Source organism: Streptomyces sp. NBC_01669, assembly GCF_026339735.1.
Classification (GTDB): Bacteria; Actinomycetota; Actinomycetes; order Streptomycetales; family Streptomycetaceae; genus Streptomyces; species Streptomyces yanii.
In genome coordinates this window covers 7649009-7668161 of the sequence record NZ_JAPEQG010000001.1, presented here as the reverse complement: position 1 = coordinate 7668161, position 19153 = coordinate 7649009, and the positions used below count along the sequence as shown (strand labels likewise).

20 protein-coding genes and 5 pseudogenes are annotated in these 19153 nt (G+C 69.9%); 11 read left to right on the top strand and 14 right to left on the bottom strand.

Features of this window, described 5'->3' with window-relative positions:
- Positions 1–783: 783 nt before the first annotated feature.
- Positions 784–999: a DUF6243 family protein gene (locus OG972_RS34315; protein ID WP_266988202.1), complete on the bottom strand. Its 216-nt coding sequence runs from the start codon at positions 997–999 to the stop codon at positions 784–786.
- Positions 1000–1582: 583 nt separating this feature from the next.
- On the bottom strand, positions 1583–1708 hold the full coding sequence (locus tag OG972_RS34310; protein WP_266991062.1) for a hypothetical protein: 126 nt from the start codon (positions 1706–1708) through the stop codon (positions 1583–1585).
- Between the two features lie 585 nt (positions 1709–2293).
- On the opposite strand from OG972_RS34310, the gene OG972_RS34305 reads away from it, so the two are divergent.
- A complete protein-coding gene (locus OG972_RS34305) occupies positions 2294–2740 on the top strand; it encodes a Rieske (2Fe-2S) protein (protein WP_266988200.1) in 447 nt (148 codons plus the stop codon).
- Between the two features lies 1 nt (position 2741).
- Here the strand turns inward: OG972_RS34305 and OG972_RS34300 are convergent, their stop codons facing one another.
- A complete protein-coding gene (locus OG972_RS34300; protein WP_266988198.1) occupies positions 2742–3389 on the bottom strand; it encodes a cysteine hydrolase in 648 nt (215 codons plus the stop codon).
- A gap of 143 nt (positions 3390–3532) precedes the next feature.
- Here OG972_RS34300 and OG972_RS34295 point away from each other — a divergent pair, with 143 nt between their 5' ends.
- Complete coding sequence (locus OG972_RS34295; RefSeq protein ID WP_266988196.1) at positions 3533–4003, top strand: pyridoxamine 5'-phosphate oxidase family protein; 471 nt, start codon at positions 3533–3535, stop codon at positions 4001–4003.
- 24 nt (positions 4004–4027) lie between these two features.
- Here the strand turns inward: OG972_RS34295 and OG972_RS34290 are convergent, their stop codons facing one another.
- Entirely contained in the window at positions 4028–4957 is a 930-nt protein-coding gene (locus OG972_RS34290; protein ID WP_266988194.1) for a LysR family transcriptional regulator, read from the bottom strand.
- A 74-nt stretch (positions 4958–5031) separates the two neighbouring features.
- On the opposite strand from OG972_RS34290, the gene OG972_RS34285 reads away from it, so the two are divergent.
- On the top strand, positions 5032–6039 hold the full coding sequence (locus tag OG972_RS34285; protein WP_266988192.1) for a DMT family transporter: 1008 nt from the start codon (positions 5032–5034) through the stop codon (positions 6037–6039).
- Here the strand turns inward: OG972_RS34285 and OG972_RS34280 are convergent.
- Entirely contained in the window at positions 6030–7361 is a 1332-nt protein-coding gene (locus OG972_RS34280) for an aminotransferase class I/II-fold pyridoxal phosphate-dependent enzyme (protein WP_266988190.1), read from the bottom strand. The genes OG972_RS34285 and OG972_RS34280 overlap by 10 nt on opposite strands.
- Before the next feature lie 35 nt (positions 7362–7396).
- Between OG972_RS34280 and OG972_RS34275 the strand changes: the two genes are divergently transcribed.
- A complete protein-coding gene (locus tag OG972_RS34275) occupies positions 7397–8092 on the top strand; it encodes a pyridoxamine 5'-phosphate oxidase family protein (protein ID WP_266988188.1) in 696 nt (231 codons plus the stop codon).
- Between the two features lie 45 nt (positions 8093–8137).
- Here OG972_RS34275 and OG972_RS34270 read toward each other — a convergent pair whose 3' ends face one another.
- The gene (locus OG972_RS34270; RefSeq protein ID WP_266988186.1) at positions 8138–9094 is read right to left on the bottom strand and encodes a DMT family transporter; all 957 of its coding nucleotides are present in this window, start codon (positions 9092–9094) and stop codon (positions 8138–8140) included.
- A gap of 158 nt (positions 9095–9252) precedes the next feature.
- A complete protein-coding gene (locus tag OG972_RS34265; RefSeq protein ID WP_266988184.1) occupies positions 9253–10260 on the bottom strand; it encodes a DMT family transporter in 1008 nt (335 codons plus the stop codon).
- A gap of 133 nt (positions 10261–10393) precedes the next feature.
- Here OG972_RS34265 and OG972_RS34260 point away from each other — a divergent pair.
- A pseudogene (locus OG972_RS34260) lies at positions 10394–10507 on the top strand (helix-turn-helix domain-containing protein); the annotation flags it as partial.
- 38 nt (positions 10508–10545) lie between these two features.
- On the opposite strand, the gene OG972_RS34255 reads toward OG972_RS34260, so the two are convergent.
- Positions 10546–11097: a Clp protease N-terminal domain-containing protein gene (locus OG972_RS34255; protein WP_266990883.1), complete on the bottom strand. Its 552-nt coding sequence runs from the start codon at positions 11095–11097 to the stop codon at positions 10546–10548.
- Between the two features lie 246 nt (positions 11098–11343).
- Here OG972_RS34255 and OG972_RS34250 point away from each other — a divergent pair.
- Positions 11344–11554, top strand: a pseudogene (locus tag OG972_RS34250) (hypothetical protein).
- Positions 11555–11615: 61 nt separating this feature from the next.
- Complete coding sequence (locus OG972_RS34245; RefSeq protein ID WP_266988182.1) at positions 11616–12047, top strand: SRPBCC family protein; 432 nt, start codon at positions 11616–11618, stop codon at positions 12045–12047.
- A 79-nt stretch (positions 12048–12126) separates the two neighbouring features.
- Here OG972_RS34245 and OG972_RS34240 read toward each other — a convergent pair whose 3' ends face one another.
- From OG972_RS34240 to OG972_RS34230, 3 genes and pseudogenes are all read right to left on the bottom strand, one after another.
- On the bottom strand, positions 12127–12747 hold the full coding sequence (locus tag OG972_RS34240; protein ID WP_266988180.1) for a PadR family transcriptional regulator: 621 nt from the start codon (positions 12745–12747) through the stop codon (positions 12127–12129).
- A 350-nt stretch (positions 12748–13097) separates the two neighbouring features.
- On the bottom strand, positions 13098–13451 hold the full coding sequence (locus OG972_RS34235) for a hypothetical protein (protein ID WP_266988178.1): 354 nt from the start codon (positions 13449–13451) through the stop codon (positions 13098–13100).
- Positions 13452–13693: 242 nt separating this feature from the next.
- Positions 13694–14032 (bottom strand): annotated as a pseudogene (locus tag OG972_RS34230) (integrase core domain-containing protein); the annotation flags it as partial.
- A 62-nt stretch (positions 14033–14094) separates the two neighbouring features.
- Between OG972_RS34230 and OG972_RS34225 the strand changes: the two are divergent.
- The 4 genes from OG972_RS34225 (at position 14095) to OG972_RS34210 (ending at position 17096) form a co-directional block, all read left to right on the top strand.
- On the top strand, positions 14095–14352 hold the full coding sequence (locus tag OG972_RS34225; protein ID WP_266977827.1) for a DUF5372 family protein: 258 nt from the start codon (positions 14095–14097) through the stop codon (positions 14350–14352).
- Positions 14353–14526: 174 nt separating this feature from the next.
- Positions 14527–15030, top strand: a complete 504-nt coding sequence (locus tag OG972_RS34220) for a helix-turn-helix domain-containing protein (RefSeq protein ID WP_266977828.1) — start codon at positions 14527–14529, stop codon at positions 15028–15030.
- Positions 15031–15124: 94 nt separating this feature from the next.
- The gene (locus OG972_RS34215; protein WP_266977829.1) at positions 15125–15304 is read left to right on the top strand and encodes a hypothetical protein; all 180 of its coding nucleotides are present in this window, start codon (positions 15125–15127) and stop codon (positions 15302–15304) included.
- Entirely contained in the window at positions 15240–17096 is a 1857-nt protein-coding gene (locus OG972_RS34210; protein ID WP_266988176.1) for a recombinase family protein, read from the top strand. The genes OG972_RS34215 and OG972_RS34210 overlap by 65 nt, the downstream gene beginning before the upstream one ends.
- 407 nt (positions 17097–17503) lie before the next feature.
- Here the strand turns inward: OG972_RS34210 and OG972_RS34205 are convergent.
- From OG972_RS34205 to OG972_RS34195, 3 genes and pseudogenes are all read right to left on the bottom strand, one after another.
- A pseudogene (locus OG972_RS34205) lies at positions 17504–18142 on the bottom strand (transposase); the annotation flags it as partial.
- Between the two features lie 86 nt (positions 18143–18228).
- On the bottom strand, positions 18229–18642 hold the full coding sequence (locus OG972_RS34200; protein ID WP_266977831.1) for a transposase: 414 nt from the start codon (positions 18640–18642) through the stop codon (positions 18229–18231).
- 160 nt (positions 18643–18802) lie between these two features.
- Positions 18803–19063, bottom strand: a pseudogene (locus OG972_RS34195) (VOC family protein); the annotation flags it as partial.
- Positions 19064–19153: the final 90 nt, after the last annotated feature.

Sequence of the window (19153 nt, the reverse complement as noted above, 5' to 3'; positions counted from 1 at the left end):
CACAGGTACGGAAGAGTTCAGCATTGCCCAGTCCGGCCAGCCCCTCTCGCAAAGCGGGATCGGCAGTGATCAGAACAGCCTTCAGCTGATTGATGGCCTGCGTGCGGGCCTTGACGGCCGACACCTTCGTGAGCTTGTAGACCCTCGCGATCTGCACCTGCCCGTCGCCCGCCTTCGCCCGGCGCGAGCCTGCCCGCTCAAAACCGATCGCGCCGCGTTCTGAGCATCCAGGGGAGCCGATTTACCGCGCCGACGACGATCTGCCCGGCCCATCCGATTCACGTCCAACACGTCCACGCCCTGCGCCAGCAGATAGCGCGACAGGGACGCCCCGTAGGAGCCAGTCCCCGGCGGTAGCAAGCACTGCCCCCGTCAATGAGAGCACCGCAGCCAGATGCGCATAGCGGTACGTGTCCACTCCCAAAACCACCTCCCCCCGCAGGGCGGCGATGGCGGACGCGCGGAGCAGGCACCGTACTGGGCACGGTCGATATGGGCATGCCCGTCCTCCTTCCGGTCCGATGACGCGTCGCGTTGCCGGAACCAGGCCGCGTCGAACGGTCAGAATCGTGAGGACGCCACAACAATCGGCAGGCCCCTATGAGCGGGGTCCTGGCTGTAGCTGTCTGGTTGAGGCGACGGTAGCGGGTGGTCGGCTGAGACGCGGATGCTCGGCCGAGAGCTGAGCGGTACCGGCCGCGCCCTGTACGGCAGCAGGGCCCGGACCGCGCGTCGCGGTCCGGGCCCTGCTGCCGTACGGTGCCGCCCTGCGGCGGCGGTGCGTCAGCTCTGTGCGGTGTCGTCGCCCGTCTGCCCGGCGCCCTCAGCTGCGCCTGCCTTCTCGCGCATCTTGCGCACCAGCTCCGCCTTCTTGTCGGCTGCACCCTGGCGGTCGAGGTTGCGGTGCGGACCGTTGTTCTGCCGTTCGGTACGGGACAGCTTCTTGCGCTGGCCGCCGCCCATGCCCACGGGGTTGTTGATGTTCTTGCTCACGGTCACGGGTTCTCCCGGTAATGATGTGAAGTGATCTACGGATTCATCGGTGGGGGACGGGCGGCGACGTCGAAGGACGTCAGCAGGGGCCCATCACGCTCTCACTCGTAAATCGGCGTCTGGAAGAACATGACAAAGACGTTACCCGGTTCCGTCGGCCCCGCACACCACCCTTTTCGCCGCCCAGCGTCGGCCGGGCCTTCGGCGAGAGCCCGGGGCCAGCCGTTTCCTTCCAGTCAGCTAACGGACCATGGACGCTCGATAAGCCCGCGCTGCCGGTGGCTTCGTTCAGGACGGACCATCCGTGTATGGCATCCAGCTCCCAACCGCATGGGAACCCGCGCCCCGGAGAACCAAGGATGGCGGCGTCGTATCCGCCTGGCGATCACCCACCGTGCTGACAACAGACAGGGGTTTTCGCCTCGTCTCCGTTGGTAGCGTCGCCTTTTGCTGGGGAGGATCTGGGGAGTTTCCACCCCTCCGGGGGAGCGCGTGGGGAGAATCGGCTGTGTAAACCAGCACGAACGTGAATCGCCCTGAAAGATGCATCCCTGCAGATCAGCCGCGGCCATGTCGGCATCTCCGCAGGTCAGCGCCCCTGACTGGGCGACTTCATGACGTAGGTACCGAGATCGTCGGCCTCGACGATCCCGGGGAGTGAGCCGCCCTCACGCAGGGGCGTGACATAGCGGGTCGCTGTGACTTCGGTGAGCATTTTACCAGGCTATCCGTTCATTCAGCCTTGCCATCAAAGGGACATGACCCTCGCATCCGTCCCCTGACTCAGCAGACTGGAGGCCTGGGGAGAATCTGCGGAGTGTCAGCCGAGAGACGCCCCCACAACCATCGGCGGGCTCCCACCACCAGCGTAGGCGCCGTGATCGCCTCATCCGCCCAGGAACCGCAGCAGCCCGAAGGAGGGCATCGTCGGCCGGTGGGCGGCGGCACCACCCGAAAAGGCCGGATGGGGCGACCACCTCGGCCGCGCCGCCGCCCCGGACCGTCTGCTCGCCCCCTCGGCCGTCCCCCTCCTCGGCGTCAAGTTGCGCGTCCGGACCTGCAAGACATGTGACCGTCGCCCACATGCTGCGGTTCTCCGCCGCGCTGCTGGCGGCGGAGAACCGCACACGGTGCTGCCGCTCTCCGGGTCGACCCACCTAGTCACCCAGGAGGAGACGGCGGCCCATCCGTTGGTCCTGGAGCGGGACTTCCTGAGGAAATCCCTCGGTCGTTGAACATGGGACATCGACCGCACGTATCCCTGGTCGAAGCCATGAACACCGCGGAAGGGAATGCCAGCATGAGCGCATCGCAGGAGCACGAGGTCCGTCCCGGGCGTCGCACCGTCGTCGCAGCCGCCGGTGCCGTCGGAGTGGCCGCCGTACTCACCGCGTGCGGCGGCTCGAAGGGCTCGGGCGGCTCGGCTGCCGTCGAACAGGCCGGTGCCGGCGGTGCTGCGGGCGTCCTGGCGAAGACCACCGACATCCCCGAGGGCGGCGGGAAGGTCTTCGCCGACAAGGGTGTCGTCGTCACGCAGCCGAAGGCCGGGGAGTTCAAGGCGTTCTCGTCGAAGTGCACACATCAGGGGTGCGCGGTATCGAGCGTCTCGGACGGCACGATCAACTGCCCGTGTCACGGCAGCAAGTTCGACGCCGCGACGGGCAGTGTGTCGGCGGGCCCGGCCACCGAACCGCTGCCCGCCGCGTCGATCAAGGTCGAGGGCGACTCGATCACGCTCGCCTCGTAGGTCAGGGCCTGGCCCTCCGGGGGCTCTGCCAGCAGCCCAGCACGTCCTGCGTGGTGGTGACGGTGGCGACGAGGGCGAGCGTGTTACGGATCATCGCGGGGGTGTAGTCGGCGGGCACCCCCGCGATGGCGTCGGACGGCACGACCGCCGTGTACCCGAGATTCACCGCGTCGAAGACGGCGTTGGGGATGGCGACATTGGCCGAGACACCGGCGACGACGAGGGTTCGGCAGCCGAGATTGCGGAGCAGCGCGTCCACATCGGTGCCGGCGATGGGCGAGAGGCCGTGCAGCCTGCGTACGACGATGTCCTCGTCGGCCACCTCGATGGGCGCGGCAATCCGGACCGCCGTGGTGCCGGAGTGCTGCTGCACGGGCAGGCGCCCGGCGGCCCGGAAGAGGCGGGCGTTGTGGTTGGCACCGCGCCCGTCGGGGCGCCGTTCGGCGACCGCGTGCAGCACCTGGACACCGGCCTCGTGGGCGGCTGCGACCAGCCGGGCGACATGCTGGAGGGCGCCGGATCCGCGCGCCGCGTCGGCGAGTTCGGGCAGTGCGCTGTCGGGGCCCACGACTCCCTGCTGACACTCGACCGTCAGGAGAGCGGTGGTGGCCGGATCGAGTTGCTCGGCGAGCTGTTCCCTGGACGGCACGGCTGCCCCTCTCGGTGGCTCCTGGTGTCTGCCGGCGGCCCTTCTGCCGACAGCCGGGCGCGCGAGGCTAACGGCCATTGCGCCGGGAGGGAAGAGGACCCATGATTTCTGACACTTGGTCAGCTACTTGGAAGGGGCGCCCCATGGCCGTCATTCAGCGACGGGGCCGTCGGATCATGATGACGGACGCGGAACGCGACACGTACCTCACGGAGCAGCGCACCTGCCGGGTCGCCACCGTCTCCGCCGACGGCCGCCCGCACATCGGCGCACTCTGGTTCGCCTGGGACGGCACCTCGCTCTGGCTGTACTCGATCACCCGGTCCCTGCGCTGGTCACAGCTGCGCCAGGACCCGAAGATCGCGGTGGTCGTCGACGACGGGGTGGAGTACGGAGAACTGCGTGGCGTCGAGCTCTCGGGCGAGGCAGCCTTCGTCGGCGAGGCCCCTCGTACCGGCGAGGACTGTCCCGAACTGGACTTTCCGGAGCGGCTGTTCGCGGCGAAGTACTTCGGGATGGACGTGATGCCGCACGACGGGCGGCACGCGTGGCTGCGGCTCACCCCGGAGGCGATCACCTCCTGGGACTTCCGGAAACTGGCAAACCCGGCCTGATTCCACCGCCCCACCGTCACGAGGTCAGGCCGCGCCGTCCCCGTTCAACGGAGCGTCGAACTCCCGGCCCGCCGCACGCAGAGCCGCAACCGCCGCCCTGATCGACGGGCGGCGGTCCGCGTCCGCCCGCCACACGGCGTGGACGTGCCGCCTCATCTTCTGCCGCACGGGCACGAGCCGCACCCCGTCCGGCACCGCCCCCCGCCCCAGCCGGGGCGCCACGCAGACGCCCACGCCGGCGGCGATCAGCGCGAGCTGGGTGTGGTGTTCGCCCGCGAGATGAGCGATGCGCGGCTCGATGCCTTTGGAGCGCAGCGTGAACATCAGCCAGTCGTGACAGAACTCGCCCTCCGGCCAGGAGATCCAGTCGTCGTCGGCGAAGTCCTCCAGATCCACCTCCGTCCGGTCCGCGAGCGGGTGACCGGCCGGCATCGCGATGTCCGGTGCGTCGTCGAGCAGTTCGGCCATGGCCAGACCGCCGGGGACCGGCAGCCTCTTGTTGCTCCAGTCGAGCACCACCGCCAGATCGATATCGCCCCGCATCACGGCACGGATGCAGTCTTCCGGCTCCAACTCGGCGGTGCGCACCTTCAGTTCGGGGTGGTCCGCGCGCAGCGCGGCAAGCGTCGCCGGGAACAGTCCGCGCGCGGCGGTCGGAAACGCGCCGAGCCGGACCTCGCCCACCACCTCTCCGCGCTGGGCCTCGATGTCGGACTGGGCCAGCTCGACCTGGGACAGGATCCTCGCGGCATGATCGGCGAGCAGCCGGCCCGCGTCGGTGAGCCGGACCCCGCGGCCGTTCCTGGCGAGCAGCTGCTGCCCCACTTCGCGCTCCAGTTTGGCCAGCTGCTGGGAGACCGCCGACGTGGTGACATGCAGGCCCTCGGCCGCGCCGCTCACCGAACCGAAGCGGGCGAGGGCGTCCAGGGTGCGCAGACGCTCCAGGTTCAACATGTAAGCAATGCTACGCGAAGGGCCCCACAAAGTCTCACTTGTCCTACGCGGTTGAAGTTGTCATCGTTGTCCTCATGACCGCCCCCACCGCGACCGCCGCCCCCACCCGGGCGACCGGTGTCCCCGCTCCCTCCTCCGCACGCCGCCCCGCACTGGACTGGCGGATCCGCTTCGCGGCGCTCTCGCTCATCTGGGGCTTCAGCTTTCTCCTGATCAAGGTGGGCACCGAGGGGTACGCCCCGTTCCAGGTGACGCTCGGCCGACTGCTGTCGGGGACGGCGGTGCTGGCCGTCGCCATGGTGGTGCGCCGTGAGCGGCTGCCGCGCACCGCCCGCACCTGGGGCCATCTCGCCGTCGCCGCGTTCTTCCTCAACGCGCTGCCGTTCTCGCTCTTCGCCTACTCCGAACTGACCATCCCGTCGACGCTGGCCGGCATCTGCAACGCCACCTCGCCGCTGTGGGGCATGGCACTGTCCCTCGTCGCGCTGTCCGAGGACCGGCCGACCCGTCGCCGCGTGGCGGGACTCGGTCTCGGCTTCCTCGGTGTGCTGACGGTGCTGGGCGCCTGGCAGGGCTTCTCCGGGCTGGACTTCAGCGGCACGGCGATGGCGCTCCTCGCCTCCCTCAGCTACCCGGTCGGCTGGATCTACGTCCGCAGGACCCTGTCGGGCAGCGGGTCGTCCACCCTCGCCCTGACCGGCAGCCAGCTCTTCCTCGGCACCGTGCAGATCGCCCTGGTCACCCCTCTGTTCACGTCGGCCCCGGACGGCTTCCCCCTGCTGCCGACGCTCGCCGTCGTCGCGCTGGGGGCGCTCGGTACGGGCCTTGCGGTGCTGATGCAGTACGGCCTGGTCCAGGAGGTCGGACCGACGACCGCACAGATGGTCACGTACTTCATTCCGGTCATCGCCACCGCAGCCGGGGTCGCCCTGCTCGGCGAACAGCTGACCTGGAACACCCCGGTCGGCGCCCTGATCGTCCTGGCGGGCGCCGCCCTGACCCAGAGCAGAGCCCGTAAGCCCAAGCCCGGACCGCTCGCCCCGTCCCGTCGGACCACCGAACGCCACCCGGCTCAGCCGTAATTCAACGGGCGTAGCGGTCCGGCCGCTGCCGCCACCGCATCCGCCAGCGGCTCGATGTCGGCCGCGGTGAGCGGTGACACGGTGAGCCGGACCCCCTGGGGTGCGGCGACCCGGAACCGCGCCCCGGGCGCCACCGCCCAGCCCGCGCCCAGCAGCCTGGCGACGGTCCCGGTCTCGTCGCTCACCGGCACCCACACATTCATACCGCTGCGGCCGTGCGCCTCGACACCGCGCTCCTTCAGCGCCCGGACGAGCGCGTCCCGCCGCTCCCCGTACGACCGGGCGACCGCGCCGGTGTCGACGGCGCCCGAGGTCAGCAGGTGCGCCACCGCCCGCTGCAGCAGCCTGCTGACCCAGCCGGGCCCCAGCCCCTGCCGCCCCAGGACCCGGTCGACCGTGACCGGGTCCCCGGTCAGCACGGCAACCCGCAGATCGGGCCCGTACGCCTTGGCGACCGACCGCACGAACGCCCACCGGTCCGTGACACCCGCCAGCGGGTGCAGCGGCAGATCGACGATGGCGTGTCCGTGATCGTCCTCGATCAGCAGCACTCCGCGGTGACCGGCGAGAACGCGGCGCAAGTCCGCGGCGCGCGCCGCCCCGACAGCGGCACCTGTCGGGTTCTGCGCACGGTCGGTCACCACAAGCGCACGGGCACCGGCGCTCAGCGCCTCGTCGACGGCGTCGGGCAGTGGCCCCTCGTCGTCCACGGGGATCGGCACGGGACGCAGACCCAGCGCCGGTACGAGATCGAGCAGGGAGCCCCAGCCGGGGTCCTCGACGGCGACCGCGTCACCGGGCTTGAGATGGGCGACCAGCACCCGCTCGATCGCGTCCAGGGATCCGGAGGCGACGGCCACAGGCCCGGCCGGCACCCCGTCTGCGTCGAGGGCGGCGCGCGCCAGAGCGGCGAACTCCGGGTCCACCGGCACTTCTCCGTACATCCCCGGCCGCTCCGCATACGCCCGCGTGGCCGCCGCGAACGCCTCGTCCAGTGGTGGCAGCAACGCCGGATCAGGGTTCCCCTCTCCCAGATCACGCGCCCCGGGCGGCGCCTCGACCCGGAGCGAGCCACGCGCCGTACTGGCGGGGCGCGGACGCACCCGGCTCCCCCGGCGGCCGGCCGTCTCGATCACCCCGCGCTCGCGAAGGGTGCGGTAGGCGGCCGCGACCGTATTCGGATTGACCTCCAGCCGGGCCGCCAACTCCCGCATGGGCGGCAGCACTTGCCCGGGCGCGAGCTCGCCCGACCCGACCGCTCGCTCGACACTCGCGGCAATCTCCGATGCACGCCGCCCGACGATCCGATACTCTTCTAGCACAAACATGATTATGCACTAGTGCAATGGAGTTGGCCATGCCGGACACCGCACCGCCGCAGACCACGGGCCCGGAGGCGGCAGCCCCGTACGAACCGACCGAGCGGACCGTCCCGACCCGCTCCCGGGAGCGGGCCTCGTACGACCGGGAGCTGGTCCACTCGATACTCGACGAGGCCTACCTCTGCCATCTCGGCTTCGTCCGCGACGGCGCACCGGTCGTCCTGCCCACACTCTTCGGCCGGATCGGCGAGCGGCTGTACGTACACGGCTCGACCGGCTCGCGGCCGCTTCGGCAGGCCGGCGAGACGGACCCCGGCCTGTCCGTCTGCCTCACGGTGACGCATGTCGACGGGCTGGTACTGGCCCGCTCCGCCTTCCACCACTCGATCAACTACCGCTCCGTGGTGGTGCACGGCATCGCCCGCACGGTGACCGATCCGGAGGAGCGGCGTACCGCGCTCGACGCGATCGTCGACCACGTCGTCCCGGGCCGGACCGCGGACTCCCGCCCGGCGAACGCCAAGGAACTCGCCGCGACGGCCGTGATCCGGCTGGACCTCGACGAGGTCTCCGCGAAGGTGCGCACCGGCGGCCCGAACGACGATCCGGACGATCTCGCGCTGCCGCACTGGGCGGGCGTGGTTCCGCTGGCCCGCGGCTACCGTGCGCCCCAGCCGTCGGACGACCTCGATCCGGTCATCGCCGTGCCCGACTATCTGACCGTTCTCTGATGCCCCCGGGGGGCGGCCACCACCGGTGGCCGCCCCCCGGCACAGTCAGGCGGGAACGGCCGCCCGGCGGCGGGTGCTCGCCGCACTGCGCGTCTCGGCGACGGCGAGCCCCGCCACCGCCGTGAGGAGCAGCAGTGTGCCGACCACCGTGGCCGTGGTGAGCTGCTCCCCGAGCACGACGACGGCGATGACCGCGGCACTCACCGGTTCCAGCAGCATGATCACGGACACCGTAGTGGCCCGCACCACCGCGGCGCCCGCGAAGTAGAGCGCGTAGGCGAGCGCGGTGGGGACGGCCGCCACGTACACCAGCAGCCACACCACTTGGGCGGCGTCCGCGGTGTGCGGCACAAGTCCTTCCGCAGCCGCCATCGGCAGCAGCCCGAGCGCCCCGATCCCGAAGGCCCACGCGCTGGTGGCGAGCGGGTCCGAGCCGCCGCCGTCGCGGCCGAGCCACCGGGTCAGCAGGGTGATGGCGGCATATCCGGAGGCGGAGAGCAGCGCCAGCGCGACCCCGGCAGGACGCACCGCGGCGCCCTCGCCACCGAGCACCAGCACGGCGAGCCCGGCGAGCGCGCCCAGCACCGCGGCGAGCCCTCCGCCGCCGAGGCGCTCCCCCATGGCCAGCCGCGCGCCGACGGCGATGAGCACGGGCCCGGCCCCGAGCGTGACGACGGTGCCGACCGCGAGACCGGTCGCCTCGACGGCCGCGAAGTACGCGCTCTGGAACACGGTGAGGCCGACGCCGGTCCCGAGGATGCGCAGCAGGCGGCGCCGCCGCGACTCGGCGGGGACGGCTGCGCGTCGCGGCCGCAGCACGAGCGCGGCGAGCAGCAGCACGAGACCACCGACGCAGCGCCAGAACGAGAGGGCGAGAGGACCGAGATCGCTGACCCGGAAGATCAGCGAGGCGGCAGCCCCTGCGGTCCCCCAGGCCACCCCGGCGACGATCAGATAGAACAGGCTCCGCCCGACGGGCAGGCGGGAAGCAGGATTCGACACGTGCACTTCTCCTGAGGAAGACAGATGGTGGTCGCTCGGCTCGGCACGCGGGCAGCGACGATCCGCTCGGGGACTTCCCGAGCCCGGCCTTCGTCAGGAGTGGCCGCCCGCGCTAGGCGGCAGGCGGCGGAAGCACGGTGAGATGCATGATCGGCACATTACGTGGCCGCGCCGCGGGCGGACAACTCGCCCTCGACGGCATCCCGGCCGCCACCCCCGCCCAGCCCCGACGCGACGGGCCCGGAGGGGGCCTTGGGCGTCGACGACTGGGCGATGAACGCACCGATCAGCACCATGGCGCCGCCGATGAGCTGCGGCGCTGCGAGATGTTCCCCGAGCAGCACCCAGGCGAGCACGGTGGCGATGACCGCCTCCAGACAGGCGACGACACCCGCCACCGCAGGAGACAGCAGCCGCACCGAGATCACGCCGGTGACATAGGCGATCACGGTGGCGAGCAGCACGATCCAGCCGAGCAGCAACCAGGCGGGAACCTCCGTGCCGTTCATGCCGGTGCGGCCTCCGAGGACCGACCAGTCCATCCCCCAGGGCCGCGCCACCACCGTGAGGACGGCCGCACCGATCAGCAGTCCGTACGCGATGACGCCGACCGGATGCGGAGGCTCCACGCCCGCCGTGTCCCCGCTCCCCGGGTCGGAGAGGACGAAGTAGCCGACCTGGCAGCAGGCGGCACCGAGGGCAAGCAGCAGCCCGACGGCATCGAAGCTCAGCCCGGACCACACCTCGACCACGCAGGCGAGACCGCCGACCGCGAGAACGACGCCGACCGCGGCGGCCCGGGTGACGGGACGGCGCTGCACGAACCGGACCCAGCCGAGGACGAGCGCGGGCGCCAGATATTCGACGAGCAGCGCGACACCGACAGGGATGCGGGAGATCGCGGCGAAATAGCAGGCCTGGACGCCCGCGACGGCGAGCAGCCCGAAGCCCAGGAGCAGCACGGGACGGCTGCGTACGAGATCCCGGTGGCGCCACGCCACGGGAAGCATGACGAGGGCGGCACCCGTCACCCGTAGCCACACCACATGAAGCGGGTCGAGCCCTGCCTCGATCAGCGGCTTGGCCGCCACCCCGGAACCACCGAATGCGAACGCCGAGGCCAGGGCTAGTCCCAGGCCGGCGCTTCTCCCCTGAGACGCGTGCATCGGCACATCATGACAGCTGCCGTCATGAGCGTCACCCCGGTGACCACTGTCGCACGTAACACTCCGATACCACCTTGGCCCCTGACCGCCGTGACCCGCCCCTCGCACCTCGCGTGCCGACCGTCGCCGAGCCATCGAGACGCGCATCCTCACCGACGCCCGGGAGCTGTTCGCGGAGAAAGGCTTCGAGCGCACGACCATCCGGGCCGTGGCGGCTTCGGCGGGCGTCGACCCGGCTCTGGTCATGCATCCGCCGCGCCGAGGCGCCCGCGCGACGAGAAGCCGTCAGTCCCCGCCCGGCAGATTGATGATCCGACCGGCGAGCTGCACCGCGTCGACACCCGCCCGCTCCAGCACCTCGACAGCCCTGCACTCCGGGTCGGCGGCCAGTGCCGCGAGCAGATCGAGTCCTCCGGCCCGCACGTCCCCGCGCAGCTCCGCGCGCTCCCTGGCACCGGCCATCGCCGACAGAGCCGAGGGCGACCAGCCCTCCACCCTCGCGTCCCCTGCCTCGGCAACCACCCCAGTGACCACCGGAATCGCGCCGGAGTCCTCCACGGTGCCCTGCCAGCGAAGCCCGTAACCGATGGAGCGCTGCACGAGGTAGCCGAGCACCTTCGCGAGCTCCGGTCCGCCCTCGAAGGCAGTGCGGACCTCGGGATCCGACTCGATGAGGGAATGCAGCAGATGAGCCGTGTCGATCTGCCGGTCGCCGTCGCGCAGAGCGCGCCTGCGGGCACCCGTCACCACCGAGGCCAGCTCATCGGTGAGTCTGGCTCCGAGTTCAGCACGGTTCGGTGCGGGCTGCTGAGGAATCCGCGGCGTCCGGTTTTGCACACCTCTCACCCCATCAGTCCCGGGGCGCCCGAGCATCCCCGGAGGGGCCCATTTACGCATCCCACCGAAGTTGGGGACACCAGAGCGGTTCCTCCTCCTTACGGATGAGATCCCGCCATTCGCGGATCCGATTGCCGGAAACGGCGCGCGCCGCCTTGCCCTGCTCTGCCCGAAGAACCGCGAGCCGTCCCGCACACATCCCCCACGCCACACCACGTGCAGGGCGGCCGGAAGGAAGCAGCAGAGGTGAGCCGGTCGGCCGCCCTGCCGGCGATCGACGGACGTGAGCACGTCCACCGGGCCCTCGCTCTCCGTGCCCCCTGCCCGCCGACCTGTTCCGGGCGGCGTTCCACTGCCACGACGACGGCCCGCACCCCCGCGCCTGCGACCGGTTCGACGCGGCACCGATCTGGCGCACAGCACCGACCGATCAAATCTGACGGGTCATCAGTATTGAATGTTCTCGCCACTGCGGCTACGTTCCGCGACACCGTAACCCGACGAGAAGGGGTGGTCGCATGGCCGAAGTCAGTGCCGAAGCGCGTATCGAAGCGCCGGCCGAGAAGGTCTGGGCCCAGCTGACGGACTTCACCGCGTACGGCCAGTGGAACGCCACCCACACCAGCTTCCCCAAGGGCGGCCCGGCCACACTCGAACTCGCGGCCACCTACGAGGAGAACATGAAGCTCATGGGCTTTCCCGCCGAGGTGACCTGGACCGTGGCGGAACTGGAGACCACCCGGCTGCTGACCACCCGGGGCAAGGGGCCGATGGGCGTCAATCTGGCGATGCGCTACTCACTGACACCCGACGGCGATGCCACCACGGTCCGGATCGACGGAGAGTTCACCGGAGCCGCGGTCTCTCTGATGGCGGGCAAACTCAAGGACTCGGCGACCGCGGCACTCGTCGAGTCGCTGCGCAAACTGGGCGGCCTGGTCGCCGCCTGACCACCACTGGACGAACGAAGGGCCCCGCGGCTCAGCCACAGGGCCCTTCGCACCACACCCGTCGGGACCACCCCTCGGGTCAGTGCTCGTCGGCAAGGATCAGATAGAGCTTCTTCCGCGCGTCATTGATCACCGACAGCGCCTTCTGTCGCTGATCGGCCGAGCCGGTCTTCCAGACCTGACCGAACGCCTCCATCAGACCGAAGCCGGCCTGCCGGATCTCGTTGACGCTCTCCCAGTCGACCCCGCGGCCGACCTCTTCCCAGGGCGCGTCGGGCCCGGATTCCGCCTCGGTACGGCCGGCGTCGGTGAGCGTGAACAGCTTCTTGCCGCCCTCGCTCGCGCTGACGATCAGCCCCTCGTCCTCCAGCAGCTGGAGGGTCGGGTAGACCGAGCCGGGGCTGGGCCGCCAGGCCCCGCCACTGCGCTCGCCGATCTCCTGGATCATCTCGTACCCATGCATCGGCCGGTCCTTCAGCAGCGCCAGGATCGAAGCGCGTACGTCACCGCGCCGCGCCCTCCCCCGGCCGCCGCCGCGACCGCGCCCCCCGCCGAAGGGGCCACCACCGAACGGGCCACCACCGAACGGCGGACCGAACTGTCCGAATGCGGCCCGGCGGCCCTCGAAGTCGCCCCGACCGTGATGACCGGGCCCGCAGTGCCCATGTCCGTGCTCATGCTCGTGTCCATGTGAACGCATCGCTACGCTCCTTCCATCGTTGATCTGTCGCGATGCGTCAACGATATATCGGAACCGGTCTGACGACAATCGCTTTGGAGGGACTTGCTTGCTGACCTGTGACAGCGAACCTTGATCTGTCGCCACCGAAGATTGATGCCTGGCGTTCTGTGCCAGGGATGAAGGGACCTCAGAGGCGGAGGCATCCCTGCTGTCCCGTCTCAGGTGATCTGGTCCCTGGTGATGCCTGTGACCTGCAGCGACCAGAAGTACTGAGACGCTGTGACGCTGGAAATCTCAGTGGATCTGGTCCCGGACGCACGGTTGCCCGGCGCCGTCTCAGTTGATCTGGTCCGTCGCTGCTGTTCCGGTTAGGGCCGGAGCTTCCGTGCCTGCGGGTCGAAGCAGTGGAGGCCCATCGACGCAGCAACCTCCGCCGCATAGGCAGACGCTTCCTCGGCCATGCTCCAGCGCATGGGGAAGTAGATCAGCGGGCCGCCGGCTTCCCCGATCAGCGGGCCGGTTGACCACGGCGAACTATCGCCTTCGTCTTCAGTGAGATCCGGCCATCGTTCCAAGAGCGCGGCTACACAGGCCGCTATTGGCTCCACCGGAGGAACCGCAGGCTCCTCTGTATCGATGTACCAGTCGTACAGATCGGTGAAATACCGGGCCGCAGAGGCGTCATCCGCCGGCCGCTTGCCCTCCCACACCAGCAGGGTCATGGCTCATGGGCGCAGCCTGCCACCCCTCACCGACAACTGTCCTCTCGCATCCGACCTGGCGCAGAGCGTCGCCGCTGGGCTGCGGTGCGCCAGATTCGGTGAGACGCAGACCACCGGGTCCGTCTCATCAAGCTTGTCGTAACCGGTCGAACCGGCCGGACGGCTCGCCCGCCCCGAGCGCCTGATCCGGCGATCTGCGCCACAGCGGAACCTGTCAAAGCGATCAAGGCAGGTAGATCGTTCTAACGCTGTGCTGGGATCAGTGGGCCGTCTGGTGCCGGCTGGTTGATCCAGGCCGCTGCGGGGACCTTCGGGGGCTCTGGTGGCTTGCGGACGAAGCGTTCAGGGTGCTTCGCGTAGACCGCCTGGAGGACGTCGGCACGCATCTCGCGGAGCTGCTCGGCGAGACCGAAGTGCACGTCGTAGGGCGTGTGCAGGCCGATCCCGGAGTGCCGATGCTCCTCGTTGTACCAGGTGAAGAACTGGGTGCACCACGCCCGGGCGTCCTCGAGAGATCCGAAACGCTCGGGAAAGTCGTGCCGGTATTTCAGGGTCTTGTACTGGCTCTCGCTGTACGGGTTGGCGTGATCCGTCAACTGCAAGTGATCCCGACTCTGGAGACGGAGGTCAGGGGCGGGTGCGGGTGACGCATCCGTTCCATCCCCTGGCGGGGCTGGAGTTGGAGTTCATCGAGCGTCGGCAGTGCTGGCGTGGGGACCGGGTGTACTACTTCGACGAGGTGGGCGGCCGGTCGAAGATCCCGACGGAGTGGACGTCGGTGGCGCCGGTGGACGCGTTCGTGGTCGCCGCCGAGGGTTCGTGTCCGTTCCGGACGCAGGATCTGGTGGAGCTGGCCGGGTTGATCGACCGGCTGCGGGGTGTCGGGGAGATCACGTCGTGAGCGTCGTGGTGTTCGTGCCGTGGCTCGGGGAGCTCGCCGGTCCGGATGGGGGCGCGTTCTTCGCCGGGGTATGCGCTGGCCTGCTTCTTTCACTCCTCGTGGTATCGGCCTGGGGGTTGGCCGGGCCCGGTGGCGCCGGAATCCTGGTGACAGGCATCGGGAGAGGAGGCGGGCATGGCGACGAGAGTGGTCGATCCGGCGAAGGTGCGGGCCCTGGAGGAGTCCCGGACGCTCAACCCGCGGCCCGAGCAGGTGGTGGACGAGGCGTTCATCAACTCGCCGTTCCTGGATCCGTACGATCTGGTGCAGGTCAAGTACGAGATGGTGCGCCGGGTGCGGGTGGACAAGGTGCCCGTGGCGCGGGCGGCGCCCGCGTTCGGGTTCTGCCGGCAGTCTTTCTATGCGATCGCCGCCGCGCTGGACGCGGGCGGCCCGGCGGCTCTGGCGCCGGGCAAGCCCGGCCCGAAGGGCCCCAGCAAGCTGACCGGGCCGGTCATGGAACACCTCGAGGCCCTGCTGGAGACCAACCCCGGGCTGAAGGCGCCGGCCTTGGCGGTCGTGGTGGCCGAGTCGTTCGGGATCACCGTGCACCCGCGGTCCGTCGAGCGGGCCCTGGCCCGCAGGCGCGAGGCCCGGGCCCACGGCCAGGAGGAGAACATACGAGGCGCCGACCGCTGAGGCGGACGGCGGGACAAGGACCTCGGAGGAGTACGAGCGGCTGCGGTCCGCGGTCGTTCACGGTCACGGCGGTGGATGGCGGCACGGTTTCGCGGTGCTGGCCCGCTCGGGCATGGCCGCCTGGAGTCGCGCGATCCTCGCTCTGGTCGCCGTCCGTGACAAGCCGCCGGGGCCTGCGGCCCCGGCGGCCGGGGGCGATGTCACCGCTGATGTCGCAGCCGAACTCGTCGACGCCCTGGCCTCGCTGGTCCTGGGACGCCTCCAGCCACCCTGATCCCGTCACCGTCACCGTCACCGTCACCGTCACCGTCACCGTCACCGTCACCGTCACCGTCACCGGGAGTGTTGCGCTCGTAAGGGAGTCCGTCATGCAGGATCAGCCGTCCGGAGCGGGGAAGGTCACCGCTGATCAACTCCGGCGAGGGGCGTATCTCTATGTCCGTCAGTCCTCGCTGAAGCAGGTCGTCAACAACACCGAGTCCACCCAGCGGCAGTACGCGCTGCGGGGCCGGGCCATCGCGCTGGGTTGGGGCGAGGGCCAGATCACCGTGATCGACACCGATCAGGGACAGTCCGGGGCTTCCGCGGCGGGCCGGGACGGCTTCCAGCTGCTGGTCTCCGAGGTCTCGCTCGGGCGGGCCGGGATCGTGCTCGGCCTGGAGGTGTCCCGCCTCGCGCGGAACAACACCGACTGGCATCGGCTCCTGGAGATCTGCGCGATGACCGGGACGCTGATCCTGGACGAGGACGGTCTCTACGATCCCCGCTCGTTCAACGACCGTCTCGTCCTTGGGCTCAAAGGCACCATGTCCGAAGCGGAGTTGCACCTGCTCAAGGCGCGTCTTCGGGGCGGTCAGCTGTCCAAGGCCCGGCGCGGGGAGCTGAAGCAGTGCCTGCCGATCGGCTATGTCCATGATCCACTGGACCGGATCGTCAAGGACCCTGATGCCGCGGTCCGCGGCGCTGTCGAGCGGGTCTTCACCCTGTTCGCGGCGAGTGGCTCGGCCCGCCAGGTCGTCATCGCCTTCGCCGCCGACCAGCTGTCCTTCCCCGCCCGGATCCGCACCGGCGCCCACAAGGGTGAGCTGGTCTGGGGCCCGCTGAAGCACTGGCGGGTACTGAACATGCTGCACAACCCCTGCTATGCGGGCGCGTTCGTCTACGGACGGAAACGTTCCGGCCGCACCCCGGAGGGGAAGACCACGCTGTCCGACGTCCCGCGCGAGCAGTGGACCGCGTTGATCGAGGACCACCACGAGGGCTACCTCTCCTTCGAGCAGTGGGAGGACAACGGCCGACTGCTCCTGTCCAACGCGACCGGCCGGGGCGAGGGGAGCAAGGCCGGGCCGCCGCGGGAAGGGCCGGCGCTGCTGCAGGGGCTGGTGATCTGCGGGAAGTGCGGCCGGCGGATGACGGTCGGCTACCGCTTGCACCGCGGCGAACTCCTGCCCGACTACCGGTGCATGACCCATGCCATCCAGGACGGCGCCCGGATCTGCGAACGCCTGCCCGGCAAGGCCCTGGACGCCGCCGTCGCCCGCCTCGTCCTGGGCGCTCTCACCCCGCTGGCCATCGACGCCGCCCTGAAAGTCACCGACCAGCTCACCGCCCGCGCCGCCGAGGCCGACCAGCTCAGGGCCAGCCACGTGAAACGGGCCCAGCACCACGCCGACCTCGCCCGGCGCCGCTACCTCGCCGTCGACCCCGACAACCGCCTGGTCGCCGACGCCCTGGAAGCCGACTGGAACCGCGCCCTGCGCGAGGTCACCGAGGCCAAGGACACCTACGAACGCGCCAAGAGCGAGGCCGCCCCGCTCGAGGCAGCCGTCCGCGACCGGCTGGGCACCCTGGCCGCCGACGTCCACCGCCTGTGGGCCGATGCCGACACCCCGATGCGGGAACGCAAACGCATCGCCCGCCTCCTGATCACCGATGTCACCCTCACTCGCACCGACCAGATCACCGCGCAGATCCGGCTGTCCGCCGGGCAGCACCACACCCTGAACCTCCCCATGCCGCTGGCCGGCGGGAAGGTCTGGAAGACCCCGCGGCCACCGTCGACCTGATCGACCAGCTCCTGGAGGACCACACCCACCGCGAGATCGCCGCGATTCTCAACGCGCGTGGTCACGCCAGCGGCAAGGGCCAGCCCTTCACCGCCCTGCTGGTCCGCAACATCCGCGACGTCTACCACCTCACCCACCGCTACGACCGTCTGCGGGCACGCGGCCTGCTCAGCTTCACCGAGTACGCCGACGCGATCGGCGTCAGCGAAACCACCGTCAAGATCTGGCGGCGCACCGGCCTCATCCACGGCATCGCCTACAACGACAAGAACTGCTACCTCTTCCACCCACCCGGCCCCGACCACCCCGCACCCGAGGTCGCCCAGGGCATCAGGCTCAGCGACCGCATCGCGGCCCAACAGGCCGCTCTGTCCGCAGAATCCCGAAGGAGCGCAGTGTGATGGCAACGGGTTGTCGTTCGACGTCTTCGGCCGCGAATGCGACTTGGTGACGCCGAGACCGGCCATCATCTGGGCGACGTTCTGCGCGACCATCGGGGACCCGCGGTCCGAGTGGATCGTCAACTGCCCGGGTTCGATGCCGTACTTGGCGATCGTCTCGGACAGGAACCGCTCGGCGAGGTCCTTGTTCTCGTGGGCGGCGATCATCCAGCCGACCGTGTAGCGGCTGAAGATGTCGATGATCGTGTAGAGGCAGTAGTAGACGCCCTTGACCGGCCCCTTCAGCTTCGTGATGTCCCAGCTCCAGACCCGGTTCGGGCCCTCGGCGACCAGCTCGGGAACGGTCCGGGGTGGGTGGACGGCCTGACGGCGGCGTTCACGGACCTCGCCATGTCGTCGCAGGAGCCGGTACATCGTCGACTCCGAGCACAGGTAGACACCCCGGTCCAGGAGGACCGCGTAGATCTCGGCGGGCGCCATGTCAGCGAACTCCGGGGAATGGAGCACATCGAGGACCCGTATCTCCTCCTCGGGTGCGAGAGCGCGGGGGTGTCGGCGCCGTTCCCGCCGCGGCTTGGCCGGGGCGGGGCTTCGGCGGTGTTGGCGGTAGTAGGTGGCACGGCTCACGCCGAGCGCGGCGCATGCCTGGACGCGTCCGACCAGCCCGGTGAGCTCTTCAAGGGCCTGGTTGCGGGCGGTGTTGAACGCCACGGCCGCGAACTGGGCCCCGGTCACTGGTTCTTCTCGCCGTTCCTGTTCGGGGCGCTGTCCGTGGCGAACTGGTCGAGCAGCGCGGAGAGTTTTCCCTGGACCTCGATGACGGTGCGGGCCTTCGCGAGGTCGGCTTCCAGGCGGGCCTTCTCCGCCTTCAGCTTCGCGATCTCCTTGTCCCTCGGGTCCGCCTTCGGCCGTCCGGCCGACGCGGCGAGCCCGTCCAGGGCGCCCTTGTCCCGCTGCTGCCGCCACGTCGTGATCAACGACGAGTACAGACCCTCCCGCCGCAGCAGAGCGCCCTTGCCCTTCTTGTCCAACGTCTCGTACTCCGCGAGGATCCTCGCCTTGTACTCCGCGGTATACCGGCGCGGACCGGTCGAACGGGCTTCTACCTGCGGATCAGGGGTCCCGTGGTCATTCGTGCTGGCCACCCGGGCACTACTCCTTCTCCGCCCTCGACTCAATGAATCATCCAGTATGCCTGACTCGATCTACTTTGACAGAGAGGGCAGCGCCCCGGCAGGTCGGGGGCGGTTCTTCGTCTTGGCCCATGGGGACAGAACGAGGACACGTTCGCGGCCCGACAGGCTCTCAGTCGAGACAGAACTCGTTGCCCTCGATGTCCTGCATCACGAGGCACGACTCGTTGACTCCATCGGCAAGCAGTAGTCGCACGCGTACCGCGCCGAGCGCGACCAGTCGTGCGCACTCGGCCTCAAGTGCGGCGAGGCGCTCTTCACCCACGAGCCCGGTGCCGACCCGCACGTCAAGATGCAGCCGATTCTTGACGACCTTGCCTTCGGGAACGCGCTGGAAGAACAGTCGCGGGCCCACACCTGAGGGATCAATGCAGACGAACGCTGAATCCTGTGAGACGACGAGCGAATCGGGCCAGATCACCTGAGACAGGTGCCAATTCGCATCAGACGGGACACGTGCATT

Coding starts and splice junctions, on each gene's coding strand:
- OG972_RS34285 (WP_266988192.1), top strand. CDS start 5,032: ATGACCGCCCCCACCGCGACCGCCGCCCCCACCCGGGCGACCGGTGTC.
- OG972_RS34210 (WP_266988176.1), top strand. CDS start 15,240: ATGTCGCAGCCGAACTCGTCGACGCCCTGGCCTCGCTGGTCCTGGGAC.
- OG972_RS34220 (WP_266977828.1), top strand. CDS start 14,527: ATGGCGACGAGAGTGGTCGATCCGGCGAAGGTGCGGGCCCTGGAGGAG.
- OG972_RS34310 (WP_266991062.1), bottom strand. CDS start 1,708: ATGCTCACCGAAGTCACAGCGACCCGCTATGTCACGCCCCTGCGTGAG.
- OG972_RS34240 (WP_266988180.1), bottom strand. CDS start 12,747: ATGCGTTCACATGGACACGAGCATGAGCACGGACATGGGCACTGCGGG.
- OG972_RS34295 (WP_266988196.1), top strand. CDS start 3,533: ATGGCCGTCATTCAGCGACGGGGCCGTCGGATCATGATGACGGACGCG.
- OG972_RS34290 (WP_266988194.1), bottom strand. CDS start 4,957: ATGTTGAACCTGGAGCGTCTGCGCACCCTGGACGCCCTCGCCCGCTTC.
- OG972_RS34245 (WP_266988182.1), top strand. CDS start 11,616: ATGGCCGAAGTCAGTGCCGAAGCGCGTATCGAAGCGCCGGCCGAGAAG.
- OG972_RS34265 (WP_266988184.1), bottom strand. CDS start 10,260: ATGCACGCGTCTCAGGGGAGAAGCGCCGGCCTGGGACTAGCCCTGGCC.
- OG972_RS34305 (WP_266988200.1), top strand. CDS start 2,294: ATGAGCGCATCGCAGGAGCACGAGGTCCGTCCCGGGCGTCGCACCGTC.
- OG972_RS34235 (WP_266988178.1), bottom strand. CDS start 13,451: ATGACCCTGCTGGTGTGGGAGGGCAAGCGGCCGGCGGATGACGCCTCT.
- OG972_RS34275 (WP_266988188.1), top strand. CDS start 7,397: ATGCCGGACACCGCACCGCCGCAGACCACGGGCCCGGAGGCGGCAGCC.